Below are 25521 nucleotides of genomic sequence, written 5' to 3'. Positions count from 1 at the left end.
TATAGGTGATGAGCCCTCGCTGAGCGACGTGATCAGTCCGCCACACATATCGGTAGTTCAAGTGAAACTTTCTATCAGCCTAGTTGGCCCCTCGATCAGCGCCATGGACAGCGCGGGTCCCCTCCTGGTCAAGACACCCTCTCTCGAAGAGGTGGTTCGGGCGGCCGGGGCCCGTCGGCGGGTCTCTGCGAGCGCTGCCCGGGGCGCCACGTCCCGGAAGCGCGCCGCCGCCCGGCGGACGGACGAGCGCTCGGCGAAGGCGACCCGCCGCGCGCGGTGACTGGGCCGGCGCGGGGCGTCGCGGACGCCCTCGCTGACGCCGGGCGGTGTCGAGAGAGCACGCCGCCCCCGCTTTGGCGGCGCGAGGGGTCACGGAGGCACAGACGACGCAGAGGAAGGAAAAGAACCTCTGTGTCCTCTGTGCCTCCGTGGTTTTTGTGCCGCCGCCGGGCGCTCAGCGCGCCTCGGCGTCGAGCAGCGGGCCGAGGTCCTGACCTCGCATGAGCCGCTCTACCACCTTGACGAGGAGCTTCGGGGTGCAGCCGAAGCAGGGGGTCCCGAGGGCGGCGAGCTTCTGCGCCATGTCGTGGTCGTACGAGGGTTTGCCGCTGTCGGACAGCGCGAGCAGGCAGATCGACTTCACCTTGCTGTCGGCGAGCTGGCGCATGCGGGCGACGAGCTCCTCGGCGTTGCCGCCCTCGAACAGGTCGGTGATCAGGATGAACAGCGTCTTCTCGGGGCGCTCGATGAAGTTCGCCTGGGCGTAGGCCACCGCGCGGTTGATGTCGGTGCCGCCGCCGAGCTGCGCCGTGAACAGCACGTCGACCGGATCGACGAGCATCGGAGTCACGTCGACGACCTCGGTATCGAAGAAGAGGAGCCGAGTGCGGAGGACGTCGAGGGACGCGAAGATCGCGGCCATGATGGAGCTGTAGACGACGCTCTCGCCCATGGAGCCCGACTGGTCGACGAGGATCGCGACGTCCCACTCGTGTCTCCGGGTCTGGTTCGCCCAGAAATAGAGCTTGTCCGGGACGAGGCGGCGCCGTTCGGCGTCCCACCCTCTGAGGTTCTTGCGGATGGTGCGCTTCCAGTCGAGGTTCCTGAGGACGCGGAGCGGGCTCGTCGTGTTCCGCCGCAGGGCGCCGAGGACGGCGGTGCGGATCTCGGACTCGAGCGCGCGCCGCACCTCCTCGACGACCTCGCGCACGATCTGGCGGGCGGTCTCCCGGGCGGCGTCGGGGATGAGGCCCTTCGCGCTCATGAGGGTGGCGACGAGCTCGACGTTCTTCTCGAGGAAGGGCAGCGTCTCGGGCTCGAAGAGGAGCTGCGTCAGCCCTCGCTTCTCGATGGCGTCCTTCTGGACGAGCGCGACGATGTCGTGGCTGAAGAACTCGCGCACCGCGGAGAGCCACTCGGGGACGTACGGCCGCGAGCCGCCGAGGTTGCCGGCGCGCTCGTCGTAGATGAACGAGAGGGCCTTGTCGAGGTCGCCGAGCCGCCGCGGGTCAACGTGAAGAGCGGACGCCCCGCCGCCGAGCCCGCCGAGGGAGAGCCGAGGATCGACGCGCTCGGCCTCCGGCCCGAGCGCGAGCCGCCAGCGCAGGAGGGCGTCGCGGTCGCCGTCGGTGAGGTCGTCCGTCGCGCCGGCGGGGGAGGGGGGCGGAGGGGCTTTCTTGGGGGTGCGGGCGCTCATCGCTGTGGGGTGTCGGAGGGGTCGCGAGCTCTCCAGAGAGCCTGTTTGACGGAAGCCCGATGAGCCGTTGAGCGGCGCGAGCAGCGAGCGGCCGCCAGCGCTGTGCGCGCGTACCGCACAGCGGCAGGATAGGGGGCGTGGTCGCGAGGCACAAGGAGGACGGCGCAGCGGAGCGCGGCGTGGCTGCCGCGCTCCGCCGGCGCGCCGGCGCTACGCCTTCGGAGCCCCGACGGTGAACTCCCAGACGAACTTCCCCTTCCCTTGCTTCTCATCGGGCGGGGTGAGGACGAGCCCGTCGATCGACTTCACGACGCAGCTCGACACCTCGTCCGACGTGGTGGTGCCGGCGGGGTCGACGGCGACGTTCGTGATGCGGCCGCTGTCCTCGAGCACGGTGAAAGCGACGGTGACCCTGCCCTGCGCGCGGGGGTTCCGCGCGAGCTCTGCGTCATAACAAGCGCTGATCTCGTCGCGCCTCGTCTCGAGCAGCGCCGCCGTATCGTCGCGGTACATCTCGGCGTTCCGCACGGCGAAGGAGCAACCCGCGGACGCGCTCGCCAGAACCATCATGGTGAAACCCGAAAACAACTGCTTCATGCTCGCCTCCTTGCGGGGAGCGCCGCTCACGGGCGGCTTCAGACCAGCTCTCATTTCCCGGCGTCCGCGGTCTTCTGCGCGGTGTCCTGCTCGACGATGTTGAACTCGACGCGACGGTTCTTCTCGCGCCCCTCCGGCGAGTCGTTGTCCGCGATGGGCTTCGATTTGCCGAAGCCCTTGGCGGTGAGCATGCCGGCGGCGATCCCGTGATCGACGAGGTACTTCATCACGGCTTTCGCGCGGCGGTCCGAGAGCTTCAGGTTGTGGTCGGCCGACCCCTCGGCGCTCGCGTGACCCTCGATGGCGATCTTCTTGATGTGCGTGTGCTTCTTGATCGTGCTGACGACCTCGTCCAGCAAGCTGTGGGACTCCGTCCGGATCGTCGCCTGGTCGTATTCGAACTGGATCTTCTCGTTGATGATGATCTTGTCGTCCGTCACGACCACGCGCTCCGGCGGGGGCGGCGGAGGCGGCGGGGGCGGCGCGGGCGGCCGGCCCACGACGGCGAGCGCCTTCCCTCCTTCGAACGTCGTGACGCCGCCGCAGGCGATTGCGCCCAGGCCCATCGCCGTGAGCACGGCGCCGGCGACCCAGGGCCCGAGGCCCGTGGCCCGCCTTGCGACGAGCCCGCGGCGGGGGCTCGGGCGGCTCGTCACATCTCGTTTATCGTCGATATCGTTCATGATCGCGTCTCCATGGCCCGCTGTCACGGGCCCAGGCCATCGGGGCGCTCTGCGTCGCCCCTCGATGAAACCGCGGGAATCGGCAGGCCGGAGCGCGTCGCGCGCAGGAACTCCGCGAGCGACGTGAGCGCGTGGAGATCGCCGGGCGCGAGGGCGCTCGCCGCCGCGTGGAGCCGCTGGCGAGCCGAGTCGGCGGCGTGAGATCTCCTCGGCTCAGCGCTTTCGCTGGGCCACGCATGCTCGAACGAAGCCGGTATCAGACCGCGGGTGTGAAACCACGCGAGGATGGTGGCACGGATTTGTGCGAGCCGGAAGACGCGCCAGCGCCGGAGCTGCTCTGGCCTGCCAGAGAGCACCGCCTTGAACCGCCGAAACGATCCCCGCCCCTGGAGGCAATGCAGGAGCAGCACCTGGAGCTCGAGGTCGTCGACCGTCGGGATGAACGCGTGGAGCCATCCGTATTGCTCCCGCGCGCCGATGGCCTCGACGCGCACGCAGCGCGGATCCGCCTCGATGCGCGCGCGCGTGTCCGGGTCGGCGAGCCCATCGACCAGCCGGATCACGGCGCCTGTCTCGAGGTGAAGGAAATAGCGGATGTGCTGAGCGGTGTTGTCGAAGGCGTTCGCGAGAGCGTTCCAGTCGACAGGGATTCTCCGGTTCGCAGCAGCGGACTCCGGCGTGGTCGTGCACATGGGCGCGCCCGGCCTGAGGCAGCTCCCATGCCAGCCGTGCAGGAGTCGCGCGCCTGCGCGGCGCGCCTGGGAGCATGTTTTCCGCCAGCGGCTGCGGGTGTCGCGTTGTGCAACAGGTCGATGAGGAGCGGAGTCGCGCCCCCTGGGAGGCTGTAGCGCGCGCTCGACCCGGGCGCGGCAGCGCGCGGTGCGGCTGGGCCGCCGGGCGGATCACGGCTTCGGATCGCTCGAGCGCCCTCCGCGCATGCCGTACCGCTCGAGCTTCCGATAGAGGGTCGCCCGGTCGAAGCCCAGGATCTGCGCCGCCTGGCTCTTGTTCCCGCCGACCACCTCCAGGACACGCAGGATGTAGCGCCGCTCGACCTCCTCCATGGGGACGAGCTCGGTCGGGTCGTCGCTCGAGACGAGGACGTGGGAGCGCCGGTAGGTCCGGATCTTCTCGGGCAGGTCGTCGACGGTGATGTGATCGTACCGCGCGAGCGCGACCGCCCGCTCGATGCAGTTCTGGAGCTCGCGCACGTTGCCGGGCCACGCATAGGCCATGAGCTTCTCCGCCGCGGGCGCCGAGAGGCCCTGGATGGGCCTCGCCTTGACGGTCGCGAAGTGCTCCAGGAAATGCTGCGCGAGCAGCAGCACGTCGGCGCCGCGGGAGCGGAGCGGCGGCAGGTCGACGTGAACCACGTTGATCCGGTAGTAGAGATCTTCGCGGAAACGGCGCTCTTCGATCGCGGTCTCGAGGTCGCGGTTCGTCGCGGCGATGAGCCGGACATCCACCGGGAGCTCCTTGTCAGCGCCGACGGGCCGGACGACGCGCTCCTGGAGGGCACGCAGGAGCTTCGGCTGGAGCCCGATCGGCAGCTCGCCGATCTCGTCGAGGAACAGGGTTCCGCCGTGGGCCCGCGCGAACAGGCCGCTCCTGGCCCCTTTGGCGTCGGTGAACGCGCCTCGCGCGTGGCCGAAGAGCTCGCTCTCGAGGAGGGCGTCCGGGACCGCAGCGCAATTGACCGCCACGAACGCGCCCTCGCTCCGCCGGCTGCGCTGGTGCACGGCGCGGGCGACGAGCTCCTTGCCGGTCCCGCTCTCTCCCGTGATGAGGATCGACGTGTCCGAGTCGGCGATGCGATCGAGCAGATCGAACACGCTCCTCATCACCGGGCTGCCGCTGAGGATCTGCTCGTACCCGTGGGCGTCGGCCACGGCGCGTCGCAGGCGGCGCACCTCCTCGCGGAGGGCGCGGTGGCGCAGGGCGCGCTCCACGGTGAGCCGGAGCGCGTCGAGCTCGAACGGCTTGGTCACGAAGTCGTACGCGCCGGCGCGGATGGCGGATGTGGCGGTGTCGAGGCTCCCGAACGCGGTGATGACGATGACCGGGAGATCGGGCCTGTTCTGGACGATCCGCTCGCAGAGATCGAGGCCGCTCATGCCGCGCATGGTCATGTCGGTGATCACGACGTCGAAATCCTCCACGCCGAGGAGCTCGAACGCCTCGGCGGCCGACGTCCGCCATGCCGTCCGGAACCCGCGCTTCTTGAGCCCGGCGTCGAGGAGCTCGCAGACGCCGCGCTCGTCATCGACGATCAGGACGCGCCCTGTCATGAGTTCCCCCGCGGCAGCATCATCGTGAAGCGACTCCCGGAGCCCGCCCGGCTGTCGACGTGGATCCAGCCGCTGTGCTCCTTGATGATGCCGTAGGCGACCGACAGGCCGAGCCCGGTCCCTTCACCCACGGGCTTGGTCGTGAAGAACGGCTCGAAGATGTACTCCAGGACGTCGGCCGGTATGCCCTGCCCCTCGTCACGAACGGACAGCGCGACATACTCCCCCTCGGCTCCTCCCTGGTCGTCTGGGGGACTCGCGCGCTCTGCCCGGAGGCCGACGGTCAACGTGCCGCCGGACGGCATGGCCTGGATCGCGTTGACCACCACGTTGGTGAGCGCCTGCTGGAGCTGCTCGGCGTCTGCGTGGACGACCAGCTCCGGCGTGTCTCCTTCCTGGACCATCGTGACGCCCTGCTTCTCGGCCAGCGGCCTCAGCATGACGAACGTGCTGTGAATGACGCTCCTCAGCGGGGTCTCCTGCTTCTCTGCGCTGCGACGCCGGGCGAAATCGAGCAGCTGGCGGATGATCTGGGTCATCCGCTGCGACTGCTCGAGGATGATCTGCCCGTTGGCCGGCACCTCATCTCCCGTGACGTCCCCGTCCACCAGCATGCGCGCGCGCCCCGCGATGACCTGGAGGGGCGCTCCCAGCTCGTGGGCGATCCCGGACGCGAGCTTGCCGACCGTGGCGAGGCGCTCGGCGTGGCGGAGCTGCTGGAGCGCGGCGAGCCGCGCGGCCGCCTCGGACTCGAGCTTCCGGTATGCAGCGGCGAGGCGATCACACATCGCGTCCATCTCCCGTCCGAGCTCGCCGATCTCGTCCTCCTGGCGCAGCGACAGGCGCCGGGAGAGATCGCCGGCGCCGATCCGCCGCGCCTGATCGATCAGCGTGCGCATGGGACGTCCCACCAGCCCGACGCCGAGGGACGTCGCGAGCAACCCGCATACCAGCGTCAGAGAGGCCGTCGTGACCGCTGTGTTCAGGATCATGCTGTGGATGGTCCGGCGGGCTCCCGCCAGCGACTCGGAGAGCTCCAGCGCGCCGACGCGGTCGCCGGTCACCGGCACCGGCACGCACGTGACGAGCACGTCTGCGTCTTCGCGAGGGAGCCTGTGCACGACCGCCTGCCCTCGCGAGACGGGGACGAGCAGCTCCGGCGCGAGCCGGGGCCGATGGGCATCATCCGCCTGCGCGTCGAGCCAGACCCACCGGAGGTCCACCTGTCGCTCGCGCTCGTTGGCGTCCTCGACCAGGCGCAGCGCCCGCGCGGGCCCTTCCGTGCGCCACACCCCTGTGATGGCGGCGGCCAGCGCGCGGCCCATCGCGTGATGGTCCCGCTGGACATCGTTCTCGAAGGTCCTGGCCTCTCTGCGGATCTGCACGTAGGCGCTCAGCGCGAGCACAAGGAAAACCCCGAACACCAGGGCGAGCGTCAGCTTGCGCGCCAGCTTCATGCCTGACGTCGTAGCGCAGGTGGAGCGCGGCGAGCCATCGCCGCTCGACGCCGCCGCAAAGTACGACATGCTGCATTTTGCGGCACCGGCGATGGCCCGCGCGCGGGCCGCGCGGGCCGCTGGAGCGCGCTCCCCTGCGGAGCTCGGTGGGCCGCTTCGGTATTACCTGTTATCGCGGGCTGGCGGGTGCCTTCTCTGGGCAGCAGAACAGGTGATCTGGCACCAGCATGGCGCAGCCGTCTTTCCAGGGGTCGTCAGGCGCGTAATCCGTCCGGTTCTCCGCTGGATAGAAGTACGCTCTGGGCTTCGCTGGATCCGCGCAGGCGCTGTCGCGCTCCGGCGCTGCCTCGCGGCCCTTCGGCGCGCTGGTGACCCTGGAGCAGGCGGCGAGCGCGGCGCACGCCAGGAGGAGCATGAGGAGCGCCGCGAGGGGCCGGCGCGCCCGGACCAATGCGATCTTCCGCGTCACCGAGGGAGCATCGCACGATGGCCTGCGTGAAACCAGCCGAGCCCGCGTCGTACGCGTGATCGTTCAGCCGCCAGGGCGGCCCCCTGCGCCGGCGACGTCGGTCAAGGCGTAGTGCCTCATCTCCTGGATGTTTTCGAAGAAGGGCTTCACCTTGGCGAAGAATGACGGGAACGACGCCTCCTTGCGAAACCCCTGGAGGTGGCCTTCCAGCGAGTCCCAGCGGATGCGGACGACGAAGCTTGTCGGCTCCTCGGTGCATCGGGAGATCTCGTAGTCGAGGCAATGCGCGGAGCCGCGCAGCTCTGTGGCTGCGGCGCGATAAGCGGACAGGAACGCCTGCTCTTGCTCTGCGGGAATCGTGTAGCGAATGTACTCGATGATCATGGCAGCTTCCTGGGTTGGGGGGCCTGGGGGCGCTGTGCGGCGGCACGTGCCACCCGGAGACCAGAGATACGCGCCGGCGGAGCGATCGTCGAATCGATGGTAGGCGCGCCAACGCATAGGTGATGTCTATGGGTCGGCGTGGTATCCATCGACCATGCGCCTGCAGTCGGTGGACACCCACCTTGTCGTGGCCTTGCACGCTCTGCTTCAGGAGAGGAGCGTCACGCGCGCTGCGCGCCGGGTCGGCGTGACGCAGCCCTCGATGAGCCACGCGCTTTCACGGCTGCGCGCCCATTTCGGGGATCCGTTGCTCGTCCAGGTGGGCAGGCAGATGACGTTGAGCGAGCGTGGGCGGGACCTTTTGCCGAGAACAGCCGAGGCTGTCGAGCGGCTCGAGCAGGTCTTCGGTCAGGCCGAGCGGTTCGACCCGAGGCGCTCGACCCGCACGTTTCGGCTCGTCGCGACCGACAACCTGGAGCTGCTCGTGCTCCCGCCGTTGACCAAGATCCTCGCCGCCGAGGCGCCGCACGTCAACCTGCGGTGCCGCAACATCCCGCCGGATTTCGCCGAGCTCCTGCGCCGCGGCGAGCTCGACGCCAAGCTCGGGCGCGGCGGGCCAGTGCCCGACGGATGCCGGTCCACGCTGCTTGCAGCCGAGCAGCTCGTCTGCGTGATGCGGCGGGGCCACCCGGCCTCTCGGAAGGCGCTCACGGCGGCGCGCTACGCTGCCTGCGAGCACCTCATGATCTCGCCGCACGGAGAGGACCACAACATCATCGATCATGAGCTGGCAGCGCGGGGGCTGCGCCGGCGGGTGACCCTGACCGTATCGCATTTCCTCGTCGCTCCGTTCATCCTCTCTGGCTCTGACCTGCTGCTCACCGTGTCCGCGCGGGTCGCCGAGGCGCTGGCCCGACAGCTCGATCTCGTGGTGCGGCCGTGTCCGCTCGAGGCCAGGGGCTATACGTTGACGCTCGTCTGGCCGGAACGCTCCGAGGGCGACGAGGGCCACAGCTGGCTTCGCGCCGCCATCGAGCGCGCCGTCGCGTGCGAGCCGGTCGCGGAGCTCTGCGAGGCTGGTGGGCCCCCTGCGCGAGGGCGGTGAGCAGCTTATCGCTTTCGGTCGCGGCCGCTTGTCGGCCCAGGTGTAGCTCAGGACGAGCGCCCAGCCGGATCGGCGGCTATCGCATCATGCACCTCGTCGCGCGTCCCGGTTCCGGCGAGCAGGTGCCACTTCCGGAGCGTCGGCAGGTCGCGCATGGCTTCCACGGCGGACCGAAGCGCTGGCGGCATGGGGCCGAACCGCGCTTCGTACAGCTCGATCGTCCCCTGCGCCATCCCCTGCTTGCGCCCCTGCTCGATGAACTGCTCGACGAGCTCCTGGGTGGTCATGACAAACTCCTCTTCCTCGGGCGTCGCCGGTCCGGGCTCGACGAGCGCCGCTCGGAAGCGTAGCAGAGGGCCGAGCGCGATGGCGCGCTCCGGCGCGTCTTCCGGTAGCTGGCGGAGCACCGCAAAGAGCGCGCTAATGCTTACGTGCTCTCGCGGTCCGACGTGCTTGTTTCTGCACACGCACGATCGCTCTCGCTCTGGGGCGCAGATTGTCCTCGCCCGGCGAGCCATTGACCGGGGCGAGAGCGCCTTCGTGGCGACGTGCCCGACCCATCCTGCCCTCTGAAGGGCCATGATGGTTCCTGGCTGCCACGCGGTGTGGGCCTGCGGAGACACCCGCCCCCTGCGCGGCGCGGCCTTTCCTGACAGCGCTCTGCGGCACGCGCCGTGCTGTTTCGGGCCGGCATGCCGCGCCCCCGACTCGCCACATCGATCGCTTTGCTTGCGCTGATCTCCGGCTGCGCCGCCCGCCCGCAGTCGGCCCTTCCCGTTGCCCTCGAGGTTCCGCCCCCGCCTGCCCCGCGTTCGTCCGAGTCCAAGGGCGCTGAGGACGCCGCGCTCGGCGGGGCGCTCTTGGTCTGGGGACGCACGGGCGATGGGCCGCCGAGGACATGGCACCTCAGCGAGGGTGGCGCGGTGATCCGCGAGGAGCCCGGGATCGTCGTGGCGACCGGCCGAGGGGAGTGGCGCTGGGAGGTGCGTGAGGTGAAGGTGGAGACCTCGGCCTGCGACTTCGGGCCCGGGGAGACGCGCGAGCCGGGCGAGGGGACCGCGAGCCGCGCGGAGCTCGTGCTGCGCGGGACGGGGGTGCGCCAGCTGGTGATCGCGCCGCCGGACGCGGACGGGAGCAACGTGATGCAGCACGAGGCGGAGGCGATCGGGAGCGTCGGGCCGTACCTGTTCATCGAGGAGCGGACGTACAACGACGCGTGCGGCGCGCACGGCTTCATGGGCGCGGCGTTCACGGTGTGGGACGCCGACAAGGGCGCGATGGTCGACCTGCTCGCCGAGGTGTCCGGCGTGCCGGCGCTGCAGGGCGAGGCCGAGGCGCTCCTCGACGAGGACGAGGCCGAGCCGGAGGCTGCCCGGCAAGAGGAGAATGCGCCGGAACTCGTGCAGATCGCGCCGACCTTCGACGCGCGGGGGGCGCTACGGGTGACCGCGAAGCTAGCGCGCGCTGCGTGCTATGCCTGCGGCGACGGCACGTGGAGCTCCTACACGCGCTCGGCGGTGGTGCCCACCAAGAAGGCGCCGGAGCGCCTCGCGGCGTGGGCGTCCCCGCCGCCCGGCATGCAGAGTTTCCTGGCGCAGCACCCGGACCTCAACGTCGGCGGCTGGTCGCGGGCCGGCCGGGAGGAGTGAGCCGAGCGAGCCCCGCTGGCCCGGCCAGACGGCCCCGGCGCGCGCCCGTAGCGATGTACTTGTACACAGGTGGCCATGGAAGCAGGAGAGCTCAACGACGCCGCGGCAGCTGGAGCAGGAAGTGGTCGACCTCGGGGCCTTCGATCGATCTAGCGCGATAGTAGCCACGGAGCGGCCCTTTGCACTCGATCCACTCGCTGTCTCTCACCTGGCATTCTTTCGTGAGACATCGCTCCTTGTACTGTTCTCGCCAGTCGCCATTTCGCGCTTTGCTGATCATCACCGCCGCTAGCGCGGTCGTGGAGTCGTCTTTGTAGTCCAATACTTGTTGGTGAATCCTGAAATCACGAGCCCAGCGCTTGACTTCGATGATGGCATGCTCGGATGGGAAATCGTCGTGCGTCGCTCTGACGTCGGCGAATCCCGTACTGCGCCTGTCCTCGCGTACGGCCTTCCACCCCCGGGAAATCAGGTTCGATGTGATGAGCGCAGAGAACAGCTTCTCCTGCACGAGCTCGCCGCCTTGCCTGAACATGTCGAGCCCCATGGAGCGCACCACGACGAGGATGTCGAGCAGGTCGGTGATGAGCTGCTTCCGGAGCGTCGGCTTGCTCTTGCGGGCGCGCCGGGGCTCAAAGTTGAGGATGCTGGGGATCGTTGTGACGAGGATGGGATCGGCATCGGCGGCCGACAGGACCTGGATTAGGCCTGCGGACTGGAGCAGATGGAGGATGTCCAGGATCTCGAACTGAAGCGGGTTCTCCTCCGTTGCAAATATTTCGTCCACCTTTCGTCGGCGGAGCTTCCCGCCGCCTCGTAAGATGACGTCCCAGAACCTCATGGGCAGGCGCGACAGCCTCACGTCCGCGATCGCTCGCCGGAAGCGGCGTACGAAATCCGGCCGCCTCTCTCTGAAGGAGCCATAGATCTCGACGACGTCCTCGACGCGAACGGAGTTTCGCTCCCATAGCTCGTGGAGACCGTACTGTGCGAGGTAGGCGTTCCCTCCCGAGTGCAGCAGGAGATGATCGATGATCTCGTCGTCGACCATGACACCCATTCTCTCCCAGAGAGGTGAAGATAGCGCCCGTAACTCGTCCCGCGTGAACGCCGGCATGATGAACCGGCGCGCGCGTGAGAGGAAGGGAGAGGCCAGCGATTCCCCTATGTCGAAGACCCCTAGGCCTCCCGTGGCGAAGACCTTGAGGCGGGCGGAACGAGCCTTTCTGGCGCTCTCGATCCGCTTGAACCACTCTCGCCCGAAGCCTGACGGATCAACGTAGTCATTCAGCTCATCGTAAAGCAGGACGAGCACATGCGGATCGGACTTCACGTCATTCTGGTATCTCTCGATAACCTTGAGAGGCTCGGCGAGCCGATAGAGATCTTGGCGCAGAGGCTCGAGCCTGCCTTGTTCGACGGGGACATCCACAAGAAGCTCATCCACCAGCTTCCGGCAGAGCGCATCGATGGTCCTGAACATCGGTGGCTCGCGGAAAAAGAGCGACTGGACGCCCGGGATACCTTGGAGCTGTTTGTGCAGCTGGGCGAGGAAGACGCTCTTACCCACGCCCCAGCTGCCGAGCAGGTATCCAAGCCCTCCTCCCGACATCAGCTCCTGCCGTACCTCGCGCAGCAGGTCGGTGCGCGGCACGACGACTTCAATGTCTTCACCCAGGCGATAGGGGTTGTGCTCATGCGCCATGGCGCGCCCTCCGCCGCTGCACCGCACGCGTGCGCACTGGCGGCGCGTGCGCGCCACGCGGTCGGAGCGCTTCCGGGATCCGAGGCATCTCTGCGCTGCCGGTCAGCAGGCCATAGCGCTGGAGATGCTTCGCCGCGCTTCCCTCCCAGCCGTCGTGTGCCGCGACGACCTTGCCCGGATCCTTGGTGCTTGGTGCGGTGAGCTCCTGAAAGAGCACCAGCGCCGGCGGCGAAGATCTCGCCAGCAAGGTGCGAATCTCGCGTCCGGCCTCGAGCACCAGAGCGCGCTGTCGAACCAACATCGCGGCTTCGGCGCAGAGAACATCCGTGTGTACGACGTGCTGGCTATCAGGCTGATCGCGCTTCACCGCTTCGAGCAGGGCCGAGCCGTACTGCCGCAGTAGCACCGGGAACCCGCCGGTTGACGCCCAAGCGGCTTCCTTCGTCATCGACCCGACGGTGAGACCTACCCGGAGGCAGAGGCGCGTGAGGAGATCGTCGCTCTCGTCGCGTCGGAGCGGGCCCAGCCAGGAGATCTCGCAGTAGGAGCGCAAGGGGTTGTCTGCCGTTCCGCGGTCGGAGCGCAGGAGCGGTCCTGGGTCTCGCCCGACCAAGGCAAGTGAGACGCGCTGAGTGTGCTGCGCGATTCGACGTAGCCGCTCGAAGAGCTTCTCGATGCGCCATATGCCGTGCTCGCCGAGGTGGTCCTCGAAGAGCAGATCGCATTCATCAAGAATGAAGCAGATAGGCAGAGGCTGGATGGCGAGCGCGAGCTGGAGCAGGCGCTCGAAGTCGTCCAGCAGCTCGGTCTGACGCTCGGGCAAGACAGCGTGGGGGGCTGCCCGGAGGAGCCGATCGCGCAACTGCTCGACCATGACGAAGAGCAGCTTGTCGAGCCCTTGTCCTGCGGGATGCTGCACATCGGCGATGTTCTGCACGTCCAGCGCGACCACCAGCGCCTGAACCAGCGCACCGTCCTCGAGCGCGGGCGTGAAGTGAATGAGCGCCTGCGGGGCACCGACGGGATCGAAGCGCTCCGCCACGGCCTGAAGGAGCGAGGATTTTCCGACCTTGCTCAGCCCGAAGAGGCCCACTGCGTCACCGCGGAGGAGGCGCGACGAGAGGCGCGAGATCTCATCCTCACGGCCCATCAAGGCGCGCCCGTGGACGGGATCGACGCGGCTAAAAAGGTCGAAGTCGCGCGCATGGAGGCGGATCGACTCGATGAGTGGTGGAAGCACATTCTCCACGGGAACCCAGGGGATCCGCTGCCCCCAAGGACCGGGAAGAAACAGGAGGCGCTCGGTGAGGTCCCTGCGCTCGGTTGCGATGAGCAGCAGATCGGGATCAATCTCGCTGGAACCCGCAGGATACTCCGCCGCCCGGAGGATGTCTCGACCGTCGAAGCCCCCGGTGGCTGCCAGGATCCGTAGCTCGGGCGCTAGCGCGAACGTTTCGCGGAGCTGTGCCGACGCGCGTGCCTGGATGAGCCATGTGGTGCTGAGCTCGTTCAAAGGCTCAATCCTGACCGGTGTGCAGCCGTCTCTCTGCAGGCGGTTGAGCATCTCCTTGCCCCAAGGGACTCGCTGGACGAACAGTGCTTCGTGGCGCGCGTGCCGTTGCTCGGCGGTCTCGGGCACCTCGTCGGGCAGTGTCAGATCGATAGCGCCCGCGAGCGTCTTGAATGCCGGGAGGAAATCGTCCTTCACCCCGGTAAGGGAGGCCCACGTGAAGACCTCCTGGAGGCCGCACACCAAATCGGCTCCCGCAGCAGCGAGGAATTCGGCGACCCGGCGTGGTTCAACGCCGTTCTGCGTGAGGTGGTGCGCTGCCAAGCAGACGAGCCACGGCTCGGTGGCGATCGGGGGAGCGGCGCGCTTCAACGCATCTTTCAAGGCGTCCCCGAAGACGGTGGGCATGAATGCGAAGCACGTCGCCACGAGCTCTTTTCTTGAGTCGGAAGGATCGACGGCCGCAGTCAACCACAGGCGTCGAACTGCATCGTAGACAGTCCAGAAGAACGCGTTGACGTCTTCTCCGGGCTGCGCGGCGGCCTCGACGGCCCTGAGGAACGCGCAGGCATACAGGCCGATGCGCACCAGGACGAGACTTGGCTCGTCGCTGTCATGGTCCTCGTAACGGACGAGGAACTGGCTCCGACGTCGTTGCGGTTCGAGGCGCGCGTAGGCCGTGCGCCACGCCGTGGCCGGGGCGGGGAGGCGCGCGAGGAGCCGAGCGAGCGGCTGCACGGCCTGAGGCCGATGCGACCAGATCGCTGCGGTCGAGAGGCCGGGGGCGCGACCGTCGAGGATCTCGACGAGCCACGCCCAGTATCGTTCCAGCTCTTCGTGGGGAGCACCAGCAGCGTCCAGCACGCGGGCAGACCCGTAGAGCAGGGGAAAGGCCTCGTAGCCGAGCTGCCGACAGCCCTCGCCGATGTGCGCAGGCTTCTTGAAGGAGCGGGCACGCACCGAACGTCGGGCCGAGCCATCACGGACTTCGCGCTGCGTCATCGCCTCGCGTTCTTTCCAGAAGCGATGAAGGAAAGCTACCCGGACGCCGCTGTGTACTAAACTTTCCACCAGCGTCTCCAACGCGACATTGGAGGTGGACTCATCGCCTTGGGGTTGTCTCGTGACGTCGCTCAGATGCTGCGCCGACAAATCGGCGAGCATCCCGCACGCGATCGTCGCGCCATCTGGGCGGGTGAGGAGCAGGCCATACGCCTCGCGCAACCATTGGGTTTGCGTGCCCTGATCGCCGAGGAAATCGGCGTGCATTCGGAGAAGCTCCGCCACGAGCAGCAGGGCCACGCTGCGGGTCCATCGACCCTCCTCGTCAAACACGGGCGGAGCGGCTCGGATGAGCTCTATGAGGAGCTCCCTATTTGAGGCGATGTGCGACTGGCAGACGGTGTTCCTCATCAAGCTGGGCCATGGCAGCGCGTCGAGCGCCTCGAGCCAGGCCTTTCGATCGAGCCGCAAGAGGACATCGAGCTCGAACCCCGCAGCATCTTTGAGGGGGCCGTCGTACCTTCGAGCTTCCCACACGAAGAATGGATCACGCGCATGCTGCCAGTGCCGAGCCTCAGCTTCGAGCTCCTCTTGATCGCGTGAATCCAGGCGCTCGTCTGGGAGCGCGTGCGCGGTGGTGGTGCACGTCGTGATGGCAGACTGCAGGGCTTCAATCCATGCGCGGTGCCGCGCCGGGTGGGCCAGTACACCTTCGACGAACGCGTCTTGGAATGCCATGAGCGCGTCAAGGGGTAATCCTTCGCTGTCATGGTACACGTGTAGCAACGCCGCGACGTCCACGGGGCCTGACGAGAGATCCATGGCGGCGCGCATGACCATGGCGACACGTTCGCCCCTTTTTGCGCGACCTCGTTGCTGTGCTGTCGCCTTGTCGAGCCGCGGGGCGCTCATGAGCATCCCTCCTGTGGCCATGAGCAACCTTGGGGTTTCACCGTTCGAGATGCGTGTCTCTCCCGCAGCCACGGTGCGAGTTCCTCCGCGTTGCTCCAGGCTTGATGGAGCTTGTCTCGCAAGAGCTCCGGGTGCGAGAGGGAGACGAACATGGTGCCGCGCGATGCGAACTCATTGAAGGAGGAACCCAGGAGCCAAATGCGGTCGTCCACCAAGAGAAAGCGATCGTGGATGGCGGGGCGTTTACCGGGCATAACGCGGATGTTGAAAGTGTTGATCTCCTTCTGAGCTGCAAGGTTCTGGAGCTCGGCGTGGAGTGCGTCCCCCTGCTCCGTGTCGCTCGAGGAGGTGTCTATCGCCTGGAGTCCCTTGGCGGATGTGAGGATGGATACGGGTACATCGATCTGTCCTACGGCCAACGCAAATCGGACCAGCTCTGGACGGGCGAAGTAGGGGTCGACGATGAGGACCTCCCGCCTCGCCTCATTGAGGAGGCTCCGGAGGATCTCCGTCGCCTCCTGGACGTCATCGTCGAACCACCTCTCGCGCAGGTCTCGGGCTGCATCCTGAGCCTTATGTGCGCGCTGCGCTGCCCAAATGCGCGATTCGGCGATTGGGACATGCGGCTCCCGTGTCGAGCCGACCTTGATGATGCGGCCTTCGGTCCTGCGCGTCGCAACTTCATAGTCGTCGGCGGCCCGCCGGGGTGTCGCGGGCACCGGGACAACACGCTTGCGGTTTTCGCCGATAGAGAGTCTTCCCGTTAGGCCAGCCAGGACGACGGTGTGTCGCGTATGAAGTAGGCCGCGAAGCGGATCGCGAATTCCCTCTCGAAATCGTCCGATTTTATGTCTGAACTTTACGCGGATGAGAGGACCCTCGAGGGTGACCCTCGTCGTGGAGCACTCCCCCGAGGCCCGCTGCTCGTCGATGGCGAGCTCCAGGCCAGTAAGGTCCTTTCCCGCCCGTGGGTGCAAGCGGTAGAGCATCTGGCCGATGTGCTCCGTGCTCGTGGGCAGCCGTCTTCCCTCCATCTTTCTGAAGAGTGGGTTGGGTGCTAGGAGGTGCACCGAGCCCCAGAATTCCGGGTAGTCGTCCAAATCGAAGTGAAGCCGCTCCGACAGGAACTCGACCGCGTTGCGGCACTCGTTTTCACGTGGCCAGAGCGTCTTCAAGTCCAAGTCGATCAAGGGAATCATGTGGTGCATACGTGGCTGCCCGTGCCACGTGGGGACGAAAGGCGCTTCCTGTTGTTGCTCCACTGCAAGCGCAAGGCTCGGCCATGGGGGCTCTTCCCCGAGATCGAGCAGCCGCAGTCGTCGTGCTTGCTCGTCGCCTGGGGCCGGAAGCGTTCCATCGTCCGTCGGTAGCACCGCGTCCCCGCGTCGGCAGCGAAGATACCACTCCAGTGCTCGTCCGGCCGGCATCACGGTGTGGCGCACGTACACTCGGCGTTCGCTCTTTCTGAGCTCACGGACCTGCTCGCCGTCGTCGGCGGGCGGCGGCACTTCCGCAGGGAGGAGCTCGACCAGCCCGAATAGCAGCACCCGTTCCTTCGTTCGTTTATGCAGGTCCCACGCGAGGTGAACGACCGCGTGGCTGTAGTCGCTCTCGAGCGTCGCGAGCGGATGGGACGGCTGGGCGGTCACTTCCTGGATTGCCATATCCGCTTGCATCATGAGCCGGTGGCGGTCGGCCGCGCAACAAGGGCGGCGCGGGGGCGCGCCGCGGTCACGGCCCAGCGTCAGAGCAGGTCGTCCAGGTCGTCCATGGCCTGCGACAGGTCCTCGCTCATCTCCTTCAGCTTCTCGCGGTCCTTCTCCAGGAGCACCGCCTGCGCCGCGCGCGCCTTGTCCCCGAGCTTCCGCGACGCGAGCACGTTCTCGAGCAGGTACCGCCGCTCGGTCGCGCCGAGCGCCGCGAACGCGCGCCGCAGGACCGGGAGCGTGTCCTTGAAGCGCTCGGGGGGGATGCCCCCGAGGAACGTGTCGAGCGCCTCGACCACGGGGCGGCTCTTCACGAGCACCAGCGCGTTCACCTCGAGGAAGCCGGCCAGGAACGACGCTGCCGCCTCGGGCGGGGCCGCGCTCCCGAGCCGCAGGCCGACGATCCGCGCCACCTCGGCGTCGTCGATGACCTGCGCCAGGTAGAGCAGCCCGCACGCGAGGCCCGACGCCGTGGGGTTCACCGCGTCGCTGTCCACGAGCGCCCGCGCCGCCTCGAACCACGCGGCGCGATCGACGATCGGCTGCGACAGCGCCACGTCGTGCAGCGTGCGCAGCGCCTCCTTGGCCGGGGCGACCGCCTCGTCGCTGCCCGTGCAGCCGCCGTGGACGCGCAGGACCGCGCGTGCGTACGTCTTCTCCAGCATCGTCGCGATCACCCCGTCGCCGAGCGACGACAGCGAGCGCGACGACCCGAACGACGCGAGCCCCGCGAAGGCGCGGCACGCCCGGGCGAGCGACGGCAGATCGCTGTCGCCCGCGGCGAACCTGTCGCACGCGTCGAGCGCCGAGGCCGCCGCGCGGGCGCTCGACGCGAGCACGGCGTTCAGCAGCACGTCGGCGGCCTCGCCGGTCGTGTGGCACGCCGCGAGGTCCTCCTCGAGCAGCCGCGTCGCCACCTGCTCCAGCGTGTCGCCGAGGACGATCTTCTCGACAAGCGCCACGTCGGTCGCCGGCGTCCACTGCGCCTCCCACGTCTCGCTCAGCTGCCGGAGCAGCTCGTCCGGCGGCACCTCGCTCGCCGCCTGGCCGCGCCGCTGCCCGCGAGCGCCCGCGCCGCCCCGCCCGGCCGCCCGGGTGCCGGCGTACGCCGCGTAGGGGATCTTCGCGATGCGGAGCCGGTGCAGGAGCACGCTCGTCCCGACCTCGACCTCGTTCGTGAGCGACAGCCGGAACGACTCGGGCGCGTCGGTGGCGGGGAGCCTGCGCTCGCGCACCTCGCGCCAGAACTCCTCCTGGAGCGAGTTCTTCCCGATGCCGCCCCCGACGCGGCCCACGTTGCGCCCGATGACGGCCGGCCAGAGGAAGCCGTCGACGTGCGTGGCGTCGCCCCGGCACATCGTGGCGATCGTCGCCTCGCGCACCTCGTCGAGGCCGGGCTCCGCCTTGCCGCGGAGCTCGGCGAGCGAGACCGCGAGTCGGAAGGCCTCGATGGTGTCGGCGAGCGAGGCCATGAAGCCGCGGAGGCGGAGGTGCTCGGTGAAGTCGATCAGCACCTCGAGGGTGGCGCGCCGGAAGTCGCCGCCCGCGTCGTGCGCGCGCTGGTAATACTGCGGCGCCCGGTTGCCCGCGCCGTACCCGAGCTGCTCGGAGAGCCGCGGAAAGCTGAACGGGATGAGCGTCACGGCGCACGGGATCGGCGCCGGCAGCCGCGCCTCCAGCGCCGGATCGACGTCGCGCGCCGCGAACGCCGCCGCGTGCGCCGCGCCGAGCACGGCCGCGACCTCGTGCGGGGCGAGGTCCGGCCCCATGCGCTCGAGGATGCTCCGCGCCATGTAGGCGTCGCGCGCCCGGTGGATCAGCCGGTCCCCGTCGCTGCGCACGAGGTCCGCGTACGCGAGCAGGGCCTCGCGGAACGGCCCGGGATCGTAGCGGGGCGCCTCGAACGAGGCCTCCCAGAACTCCTCGAACGAGCGGAAGCCCCGGGCGCGCGCGCACGCCGCATAGATGCTCTCCTGCTCCCCCTCCGCGCTGGCTGGCTCGCCGTCGCCGCCGTCCCCTGCGCCGCCGTCGTCCGCGTGCTCGCCGTGTCCTCCGTGTTCACCTTGCTCGCCGCGGTCCTCGTCGATCTCACGCTCGTGGCCGCCCGGATCGTCGGCGTCGTCGTGGCCGACCAGGGCGCCGTCGAACGGCGCGAGCGTCGTGCCGACGGGGATGTCGATGAGCTCGACGCGCACGCCGTGCTCGAAGGCCCATTTCACCGCGACGTACTCGGGCGAGTAGGCGGCGAACGGCCACAGCGACGACGCGGGCTCCCCGTCGGTGCGGTAGCCGAGGATCGCCACGGGCGGGACGGTCTTCGGGTCGACGAGCGCCTCGAGGAGCGAGGTGGCGTCGCTCGGGCCCTCGACGAAGATCGCCTTCGGGCGCACCTCGTCGAGGTAGGCGCGCAGCGTCGCGCTGGAGCGCGGCGAGTGGTGGCGCACCGGAAAGAGGTGGACGGCGGCGAGCCGGTCGAGGTCCATCGGGTCCCTTCAGATCGCGAGGCGCTTCTTGGCGGAGGCGTAGAACTCCTTCCAGAGCCCTGCGCGCCCCTTGGCCACCGTCTCGCAGTACTCGCGGACGGCCTTGAGGTCGTCGCCGCCCTCCTTGCTCACGGCGCCGAGCAGCGAGCGGGAGAGGTCGTCGGCGGTCACCTTCCCGGTGCCGAAGTGCTGCGCGAGGATGCCGCTGTTGAAGAGCACGCTGATGGCCTCCGCGGTCGACAGGACGGAGCCCGGGGTCTTCACCTTGGTCTTGCCGTCCTTGGTGACGCCGGCGCGGAGCTCCTGGAAGAGCGTGACGAGCAGCTTGGCGAGCTCGGCGGGCGGCTCGACGCCGACCTGGTAGTCGCCGCGGAGCTCGGCCTCGCGCTTCTGCACGATGCTGATCTCCTGCTCGAGGTCGTCGACGACGGGGACGGTGATGAAGTTGAAGCGGCGCTTGAGCGCGGCGCTCATCTCGTTGACGCCGCGGTCGCGGGTGTTGGCGGTGGCGATGAGGTTGAAGCCGCGCTGCGCGGGGACGACCTGGTCGAGCTCGGGGACGGCGATCTGCTTCTCGGACAGGATGGAGATGAGCGCGTCCTGGATCTCCGACGAGGTGCGGGTGATCTCCTCGAAGCGCGCGAAGCGCCCGTCGCGCATGGCGCGGAGGATGGGCGAGGGCACGAGCGCCTTCTGCGAGGGGCCTTCGGCGAGGAGCAGGGCGTAGTTCCAGCCGTATTTGACGTGCTCCTCGCTGGTGCCCGCGGTGCCCTGGACGACGAGGGCGCTCGTGCCGCTGATGGCGGCGGAGAGGTGCTCGGAGAGCCAGCTCTTGGCGGTGCCCGGCTCGCCGACGAGCATGAGGGCGCGGTCGGAGGCGAGGGTCGCGAGGGCGACCTGCACGAGGGCGCGATCGCCGATGTACTTGGGGGTGATCGCGACGCCGCCGACGGGTTTGTCGCTGCCGAGGATGTAGGTCTCGACGGCCCTCGGCGAGAGGCGCCACCCGGGCGGCCTCGGCGCCGTGTCGTGGGCGGCGAGGGCCGCGAGCTCGTGTTCGTACTTGGTCTCGGCGGGCTGGCGGAGGTCGCTCATGGGTGGCGCAGGAGGTTACCGCAGAACGGGGCGGAGAGAGGGAAAGAGAGGGGCGCGAGCGGATGCGATCTCCGGGAGTACGGGTGGAGCGCGCCGGGAGACGAGAAGCTGCTTGTTCATGAGCGTGGCTTGACGCTGTGTCGCCTCGCGCCGGATCCTGCCCTCGAAGCGGCGCCGCTTGCACGGAAGACGCACGGAAGACGCGCAACCGAGGCGCATGGGCAGGGGATCGGCACGAGAGGAGAGGCGGCGGATGATGACGAGCAAGAGCCGTGGACGAGGCGCGTGGTTCGGGGTCATCGCAGCGGCTGTTGTCGCCGGTGGTTGCGTGGCTGCCTGTGCGAACCAGGACCCTCCCGGCAAGGGGGGAGGCGGCGGTGCGGGCGGCGGTGGGCCTGGCGGGGACGAACCGGGCGGCGGCGGTGCGACCGGTGGCAATGGCGCGGTGGGCGGCGGCGGTGCGACTGGCGGCGATGGCGCGGCGGGCGGCGGCGGTGCGACTGGCGGCGATGGCGCGGCGGGCGGCGGTGGTGCTGGTGGGGACGAACCGGGCGACACCGCGGTGGGCGGCGGTGGTGCTGGCGACGGTGCAGCCGGCGGCGGCGGGAGCGGAGCGGGCGCCGGGGCGCCGGCTGGGCCGCGGAGCTGCGGCTCGGGGGGGCTGGCGAAGGAGCCGCTGTGCGGACCCGAGGGCATCAGCTGCTGTGACAGCAGGCTCGTTCCGGGTGGCACGTTCAATCGGCACTTCGATGGTGTGAATTATATCGATGACTCCTATCCGGCGACGGTGAGCAGCTTTCTCCTGGACACGTATGAGGTGACGGTGGGGCGGTTTCGTGCGTTCGTCGAGGCCGGCCAGGGGACGCGGGCGAGCGCACCCGAGGAAGGCGCGGGGCAGCACCCGGAGGTCCCGGGGAGCGGCTGGTCTGCCGACTGGAACCACTGGTTCGAGGAGGACACCGCGGCGCTCAAGGAGGCCGTGCTGCGCTGCTACGCGGACCCGGAGGTGTCGACGTGGACCGATGAGGTCGGGCCGAACGAGGACCTGCCGATGAACTGCATCACATGGGCAGAGGCCTTCGCGTTCTGCGTGTGGGATGGAGGGCGCCTCCCGACAATCACGGAGCTGAACTACGCGGCATCCGGCGGCGACGAGCATCGGGTATACCCCTGGGGCCAGGGGATCGACCCGAGCCGTGCGAGCTATGGTTGCATCGCGGACGGGAGCCCCGCGCAGGAGTGCGCGCTGAGCGACATCCTCCCTGTCGGATCTAGGCCGGCGGGAGCAGGGCGATGGGGACAGCAGGACCTGAGCGGAGGCATGGAGGAGTTTACACGGGACTGGTCGGGCACGCTCTCGGTCACGCTCCCGGTACCGTGCGTCGACTGTATCATCCTCGAGCGGCCCTCGGAGGGCTTCTACTTGCAGACCCACGGCGGGAACTATCGGGAGGGCGAGCTCGTTCTGCAGGCGGCCAGTCAGGGTATCTACCGAAGCCCGGGTCGCTACTCCTGGAGCGGGGTCCGCTGCGCGAGGACGCCGCCACCTGCCGAGTGAAATCTGCCCTCACGCCATCACAGCACGTCGTCGACAAGGTGATCGAGCTCATCCTGTGAAAGGCCGGGATCAGGCGCCCGCCGCCCGAGCTGCTCGATCTGCTCGACGGTCGGAACCCTGAGGTTCCTCAAGTCGGTCGCGTTGACCTGTGTGTGACCGTTGAACTGTCGAACGTGCGTATCCACGAGGGTCGAGTTCAAGAAGGCAGCCAGGCCCCGCGCCATCACGGCCGGCAGCCCCTTGCCGTTTCGATGGAGCACGTTGAGATGGTTCTCGAACCCGATCCTGTCTCCCGGCGCGCTCGCGGGTGTGAAGAGGGCGGCGACGACCCGCCGCCGCTCCTCCTTCGACGAGAAGCGCTTGACGAGCACGTAGTTCCCGCTGGGCATCCATAGATTGGCGGTCCCCGGGGCGTCCACGAGGGCGTTCGGCTTCTTCCCGCGTTTGGGCCAGCGAACGACGCCCGACGCGAGGTGCGTCGGGTAGATCAGCGGACCGGTGTCTCTGTCGGGCTCCTGCCGCAAGAACTCGCGCGCTCGGAAGTCGACGACCTTTCCCGTCGAGACGCCCACATTCAAGTCCGCCAAGCGGGATGGCATGCGCGCGAATGCGGCAGCGACCTTCTCCCCGGCGTCGTCCGGCACCACGTGGACGAACAGCTCGGGATCTCCAGGCCGGACGACGTGTTCGAATGGCACAGACCGGACGGACAGCAGCTCGCCCTCGGGACCGCGCGACGACGAGATGGTGACGGACCCGCACCGGCCGCCCCTGACGGCATGAAGAATGACGTTCTCTTGAAGGACCTCGTCCTCCGCGAACGCCGCCTTGCGCGATTCGAAGACGTGCACCCTTCGCAGCGACATCTCTCGGAAGAACAGCTCCCGGAACGGTCGAAAGTAAGGGCCATTGCAGAAGCTCCGAGGGGTGATCGCGACGAGCTCCCCGCCCGGCTCCAGAAGGAGGATCGCGAGACCAAGAAAGGCCGTGTACAGGTTGCTGGTCTCGAGGCCCACGCGCCGCAGCGCCGCCCTGGCCTCGGTGTCCGAGTTGAGCTTCTTGTAGGGGGGATTCAGGATCGCGTGCGTGAACGAGCGCGGCATGCCCGGGCGAGGCTGGCCGCCGTCGAGCCGCTCGACGGCTGACCGGATGAAGTCGGCCTCGATGATGCGGGCAGCGAAGTCGATCCCGGCGCCGGCGCACTCGTCGCGACACGCGCGCGCCGTCCGGCGCAGGTACGCTGCGAGCCGCGGGTCGATCTCGAAGCCAGTCGCGCGGATCGCGCTCGGGCGCATCCGGCGGGCGCATGCGCTGGCCGTGAACGCGGCGAGGAGGCTGCCCACACCGGCGCCGGCGTCCAGCACGCGGATCTCCTCGCAGGACCGCTCGAACAGCGACGCCATGAACGACGCCACCGGCGGCGGCGTGAGGAACTGACCCAGCTCGGACCGCGTGCGGGGATCGAGCGCCCGCGCGGCCTCGATGCGGTGGAGGTCGACGCGGTCGAGGAGCGGCGGCAGGGCGACTGCCTCGCGTCTCGCTGCCCGGCTCATCGATGACGTGGTTACCGCAGCGCCGCCCTCGCGGCGAGCGGCGGTATCCCGAAGCGCTCGCGCACCTCGGCGAGCGGCAGGTGAACGACGTCCCAGAAGTTCCAGCGATCGCTCAGATCGACGTTGCAGGCCGCGCCGCGCGCCACCGCGCGCAGCACCTTGCGCGCCTCGAAGAGCCCGATCTGCGGCGCGGCGACGGGCGTGATCTGGATCCCGAGGTGGAACTGCAGGATCACGAAGAGCAGGAAGGCGAACCCGTCGCGCCGGATGAACCCCGCCTGGAAGGAGCCGGCCTGGATCTCGCCCGCAGGATCGGTGTCGTACTCCGCGAGCACATGGCCGAGATCGTGGAACACCATGCGCTCCGGGATCGCGTCCCGGCTCTCGCCGGGGAACAGGAAGCCGCGCGCGGTGCAGTGCTCCCAGAACACCCGGCCGAACGTGCCCTCGGGCAGGAGCCCGAGCTGCTTGTAGCGGAGCGCCCGCGAGCGATCCTCGACGCCCGCGCGGAAGAAGGGCCCGAGGAGCCGGCGCACGCCGGCCAGGCCCTCTTTCCTCAGGACCTCGCCGGCGAACGCGCCGAAGATCCGGCGCCGCACGGCGGCCTTGGCGAGCCCCCTGTGACCGCGCGCCACGAGGCGGAGCACGCCCACCCCCCCCTCGCGCACGCCGAGCGCCCGGGCGAGCGCTTCGACCGCATCCACCTCGGCCGCCGTCACCTCGCCGTCCGCCATCGCGGTCACGAGCGCGAGCTGCACCAGCCGCTTGCGCCGGTGCGGATCCGGGATCGCGCTGGCCACCGCCTCGGGCGCGACGCGCGGCAGCGCTTCGACGTCGGCGCGGGCCCCGTGCAGGGCCGCGAGCTCCTCCAGGACGGCGCGCTGCTCCGGGTGGAAGCGCGCGAGCGCGCCATCGGCCAGGGCCACTTCCCGGAGCGCGCCGAGCGCGGCCGGGATCTCATGCGACAGAAACACGACGATATCCATGCTGACCTCCTCTTCCGACAAGGGGTTTCACGCGAGATGTCCCGCGAATGGGCTCACTCTCGCTGGAACGCGCGGATCGCTGACAGGATCGCCGCCGAGATCTCCGGCGGCAGCGACCTGGCCGTTTCCATGATCACCCGGACCCGCTCCGCGCTCGCCTGGTCGACGAAGCGGCGGCCGAGCGGCGTGAGCGCGAGCGTCTTCGCGCGGCGGTCCTCGGGATCCTCCTGCCGCGCCAGGAGCCCCCGCTGCACCAGGCCATCGACGAGCCGGCTCCCGGCCGAGGCCGAGAGCCCGAGCGACGTGGCGAGGGCGGTGACGCGCACCGGGCCCTCCTGATCGATGAGGTGCAGCGCGGCCACCTGCGCCACGCTGAAGTCCTCCTCGTGCAGCGCGCGCGCGAGCCCCGCGATGATGCGCGAGAACATCATCCGCGTGAACCGCTCGAGCGGCGAGCCCAGGACCTTTTGCTTGCTCACAATATTATCTATTACGCATTAGTTGCTTATGCGCAAGTAGTTGCCGGCACGATCGCGCGATCACCAGCGCGGGTCCGTCCGTCGCGGAGGGCGGGCAGGCGCGCCGCGCGGCCGGCCACCGACCGGCGCGGGCGGTCAGCCGCACAGGCGGTCAGCGGCGCAGGCCGGTCGCTTCACGCGGCGGTCGCCGCCCGGGCAGCCGTT

20 protein-coding genes are annotated in these 25521 nt (G+C 69.0%); 3 read left to right on the top strand and 17 right to left on the bottom strand.

Going from position 1 to position 25521, the window contains the following annotated elements; genetic code table 11:
* Positions 1-454 precede the first annotated feature (454 nt).
* The 8 genes from WME79_RS42825 to WME79_RS42790 all read right to left on the bottom strand — a co-directional run bounded on the left by WME79_RS42825 (position 455) and on the right by WME79_RS42790 (position 7574).
* A complete protein-coding gene (locus WME79_RS42825; RefSeq protein ID WP_437527325.1) occupies positions 455-1696 on the bottom strand; it encodes a VWA domain-containing protein in 1242 nt (413 codons plus the stop codon).
* A 210-nt stretch (positions 1697-1906) separates the two neighbouring features.
* Positions 1907-2293, bottom strand: a complete 387-nt coding sequence (locus WME79_RS42820; RefSeq protein WP_437527323.1) for an AgmX/PglI C-terminal domain-containing protein — start codon at positions 2291-2293, stop codon at positions 1907-1909.
* 50 nt (positions 2294-2343) lie between these two features.
* Positions 2344-2976 carry an OmpA family protein gene (locus WME79_RS42815; RefSeq protein ID WP_437527320.1) on the bottom strand — a complete coding sequence of 211 codons (633 nt, stop codon included), beginning with the start codon at positions 2974-2976 and terminating at the stop codon, positions 2344-2346.
* 23 nt (positions 2977-2999) lie between these two features.
* Positions 3000-3668 carry a UPF0158 family protein gene (locus tag WME79_RS42810; RefSeq protein WP_437527317.1) on the bottom strand — a complete coding sequence of 223 codons (669 nt, stop codon included), beginning with the start codon at positions 3666-3668 and terminating at the stop codon, positions 3000-3002.
* 210 nt (positions 3669-3878) lie between these two features.
* A complete protein-coding gene (locus WME79_RS42805; protein WP_437527314.1) occupies positions 3879-5264 on the bottom strand; it encodes a sigma-54-dependent transcriptional regulator in 1386 nt (461 codons plus the stop codon).
* Entirely contained in the window at positions 5261-6721 is a 1461-nt protein-coding gene (locus WME79_RS42800; RefSeq protein ID WP_437527312.1) for an ATP-binding protein, read from the bottom strand. Before WME79_RS42800 ends, WME79_RS42805 begins: the two co-directional genes overlap by 4 nt.
* 169 nt (positions 6722-6890) lie before the next feature.
* Positions 6891-7190, bottom strand: coding sequence for a hypothetical protein (locus WME79_RS42795; RefSeq protein ID WP_437527309.1), 300 nt, complete (start codon positions 7188-7190; stop codon positions 6891-6893).
* Between the two features lie 63 nt (positions 7191-7253).
* The gene (locus WME79_RS42790) at positions 7254-7574 is read right to left on the bottom strand and encodes a putative quinol monooxygenase (protein ID WP_437527306.1); all 321 of its coding nucleotides are present in this window, start codon (positions 7572-7574) and stop codon (positions 7254-7256) included.
* A gap of 154 nt (positions 7575-7728) precedes the next feature.
* Between WME79_RS42790 and WME79_RS42785 the strand changes: the two genes are divergently transcribed.
* Entirely contained in the window at positions 7729-8679 is a 951-nt protein-coding gene (locus tag WME79_RS42785) for a LysR family transcriptional regulator (RefSeq protein ID WP_437527303.1), read from the top strand.
* Positions 8680-8726: 47 nt separating this feature from the next.
* On the opposite strand, the gene WME79_RS42780 is transcribed toward WME79_RS42785, so the two are convergent.
* Positions 8727-8966, bottom strand: a complete 240-nt coding sequence (locus WME79_RS42780; RefSeq protein ID WP_437527300.1) for a hypothetical protein — start codon at positions 8964-8966, stop codon at positions 8727-8729.
* 636 nt (positions 8967-9602) lie between these two features.
* On the opposite strand from WME79_RS42780, the gene WME79_RS42775 reads away from it, so the two are divergent.
* The gene (locus tag WME79_RS42775) at positions 9603-10328 is read left to right on the top strand and encodes a hypothetical protein (RefSeq protein WP_437527298.1); all 726 of its coding nucleotides are present in this window, start codon (positions 9603-9605) and stop codon (positions 10326-10328) included.
* A 91-nt stretch (positions 10329-10419) separates the two neighbouring features.
* Here the strand turns inward: WME79_RS42775 and WME79_RS42770 are convergent, their stop codons facing one another.
* The 5 genes from WME79_RS42770 to WME79_RS42750 form a co-directional block, all read right to left on the bottom strand.
* Complete coding sequence (locus WME79_RS42770) at positions 10420-12033, bottom strand: hypothetical protein (protein WP_437527295.1); 1614 nt, start codon at positions 12031-12033, stop codon at positions 10420-10422.
* A complete protein-coding gene (locus WME79_RS42765; protein ID WP_437527292.1) occupies positions 12023-15457 on the bottom strand; it encodes an ATP-binding protein in 3435 nt (1144 codons plus the stop codon). Before WME79_RS42765 ends, WME79_RS42770 begins: the two co-directional genes overlap by 11 nt.
* The gene (locus WME79_RS42760) at positions 15454-17121 is read right to left on the bottom strand and encodes a VPA1262 family N-terminal domain-containing protein (RefSeq protein ID WP_437527289.1); all 1668 of its coding nucleotides are present in this window, start codon (positions 17119-17121) and stop codon (positions 15454-15456) included. Before WME79_RS42760 ends, WME79_RS42765 begins: the two co-directional genes overlap by 4 nt.
* Positions 17122-17201: 80 nt before the next feature.
* Entirely contained in the window at positions 17202-19646 is a 2445-nt protein-coding gene (locus tag WME79_RS42755; protein WP_437527286.1) for a DUF5682 family protein, read from the bottom strand.
* 9 nt (positions 19647-19655) lie between these two features.
* The gene (locus tag WME79_RS42750) at positions 19656-20741 is read right to left on the bottom strand and encodes an ATP-binding protein (protein WP_437527283.1); all 1086 of its coding nucleotides are present in this window, start codon (positions 20739-20741) and stop codon (positions 19656-19658) included.
* A gap of 253 nt (positions 20742-20994) precedes the next feature.
* Between WME79_RS42750 and WME79_RS42745 the strand changes: the two genes are divergently transcribed.
* Positions 20995-22299 carry a formylglycine-generating enzyme family protein gene (locus tag WME79_RS42745; protein ID WP_437527280.1) on the top strand — a complete coding sequence of 435 codons (1305 nt, stop codon included), beginning with the start codon at positions 20995-20997 and terminating at the stop codon, positions 22297-22299.
* A gap of 17 nt (positions 22300-22316) precedes the next feature.
* On the opposite strand, the gene WME79_RS42740 is transcribed toward WME79_RS42745, so the two are convergent.
* Genes WME79_RS42740 through WME79_RS42730 form a run of 3 tightly spaced genes read right to left on the bottom strand, consistent with a single transcriptional unit; the run spans position 22317 to position 25317 of the window.
* Positions 22317-23852: an Eco57I restriction-modification methylase domain-containing protein gene (locus tag WME79_RS42740; RefSeq protein WP_437527277.1), complete on the bottom strand. Its 1536-nt coding sequence runs from the start codon at positions 23850-23852 to the stop codon at positions 22317-22319.
* 11 nt (positions 23853-23863) lie between these two features.
* Positions 23864-24838, bottom strand: coding sequence for a hypothetical protein (locus WME79_RS42735; protein ID WP_437527274.1), 975 nt, complete (start codon positions 24836-24838; stop codon positions 23864-23866).
* A 53-nt stretch (positions 24839-24891) separates the two neighbouring features.
* On the bottom strand, positions 24892-25317 hold the full coding sequence (locus WME79_RS42730) for a MarR family winged helix-turn-helix transcriptional regulator (protein WP_437527271.1): 426 nt from the start codon (positions 25315-25317) through the stop codon (positions 24892-24894).
* Between the last annotated feature and the right edge of the window lie 204 nt (positions 25318-25521).

This window comes from Sorangium sp. So ce726, assembly GCF_051521405.1.
Lineage (GTDB): Bacteria > Myxococcota_A > Polyangia > Polyangiales > Polyangiaceae > Sorangium.
The sequence above is the reverse complement of the archived record's forward strand: the minus strand, read 5'-3'. Positions and strand labels throughout refer to the sequence as shown.

Bases quoted from the DNA above. Each gene is read 5' to 3' on its own strand.
- WME79_RS42740 (WP_437527277.1), bottom strand. From the start codon at position 23,852: ATGAGCCGGGCAGCGAGACGCGAGGCAGTCGCCCTGCCGCCGCTCCTC.
- WME79_RS42815 (WP_437527320.1), bottom strand. From the start codon at position 2,976: ATGAACGATATCGACGATAAACGAGATGTGACGAGCCGCCCGAGCCCC.
- WME79_RS42755 (WP_437527286.1), bottom strand. From the start codon at position 19,646: ATGGACCTCGACCGGCTCGCCGCCGTCCACCTCTTTCCGGTGCGCCAC.
- WME79_RS42820 (WP_437527323.1), bottom strand. From the start codon at position 2,293: ATGAAGCAGTTGTTTTCGGGTTTCACCATGATGGTTCTGGCGAGCGCG.
- WME79_RS42825 (WP_437527325.1), bottom strand. From the start codon at position 1,696: ATGAGCGCCCGCACCCCCAAGAAAGCCCCTCCGCCCCCCTCCCCCGCC.
- WME79_RS42790 (WP_437527306.1), bottom strand. From the start codon at position 7,574: ATGATCATCGAGTACATTCGCTACACGATTCCCGCAGAGCAAGAGCAG.
- WME79_RS42745 (WP_437527280.1), top strand. From the start codon at position 20,995: ATGATGACGAGCAAGAGCCGTGGACGAGGCGCGTGGTTCGGGGTCATC.
- WME79_RS42800 (WP_437527312.1), bottom strand. From the start codon at position 6,721: ATGAAGCTGGCGCGCAAGCTGACGCTCGCCCTGGTGTTCGGGGTTTTC.
- WME79_RS42780 (WP_437527300.1), bottom strand. From the start codon at position 8,966: ATGACCACCCAGGAGCTCGTCGAGCAGTTCATCGAGCAGGGGCGCAAG.
- WME79_RS42735 (WP_437527274.1), bottom strand. From the start codon at position 24,838: ATGGATATCGTCGTGTTTCTGTCGCATGAGATCCCGGCCGCGCTCGGC.
- WME79_RS42760 (WP_437527289.1), bottom strand. From the start codon at position 17,121: ATGGCAATCCAGGAAGTGACCGCCCAGCCGTCCCATCCGCTCGCGACG.
- WME79_RS42785 (WP_437527303.1), top strand. From the start codon at position 7,729: ATGCGCCTGCAGTCGGTGGACACCCACCTTGTCGTGGCCTTGCACGCT.
- WME79_RS42750 (WP_437527283.1), bottom strand. From the start codon at position 20,741: ATGAGCGACCTCCGCCAGCCCGCCGAGACCAAGTACGAACACGAGCTC.
- WME79_RS42810 (WP_437527317.1), bottom strand. From the start codon at position 3,668: ATGTGCACGACCACGCCGGAGTCCGCTGCTGCGAACCGGAGAATCCCT.
- WME79_RS42770 (WP_437527295.1), bottom strand. From the start codon at position 12,033: ATGGCGCATGAGCACAACCCCTATCGCCTGGGTGAAGACATTGAAGTC.
- WME79_RS42805 (WP_437527314.1), bottom strand. From the start codon at position 5,264: ATGACAGGGCGCGTCCTGATCGTCGATGACGAGCGCGGCGTCTGCGAG.
- WME79_RS42765 (WP_437527292.1), bottom strand. From the start codon at position 15,457: ATGAGCGCCCCGCGGCTCGACAAGGCGACAGCACAGCAACGAGGTCGC.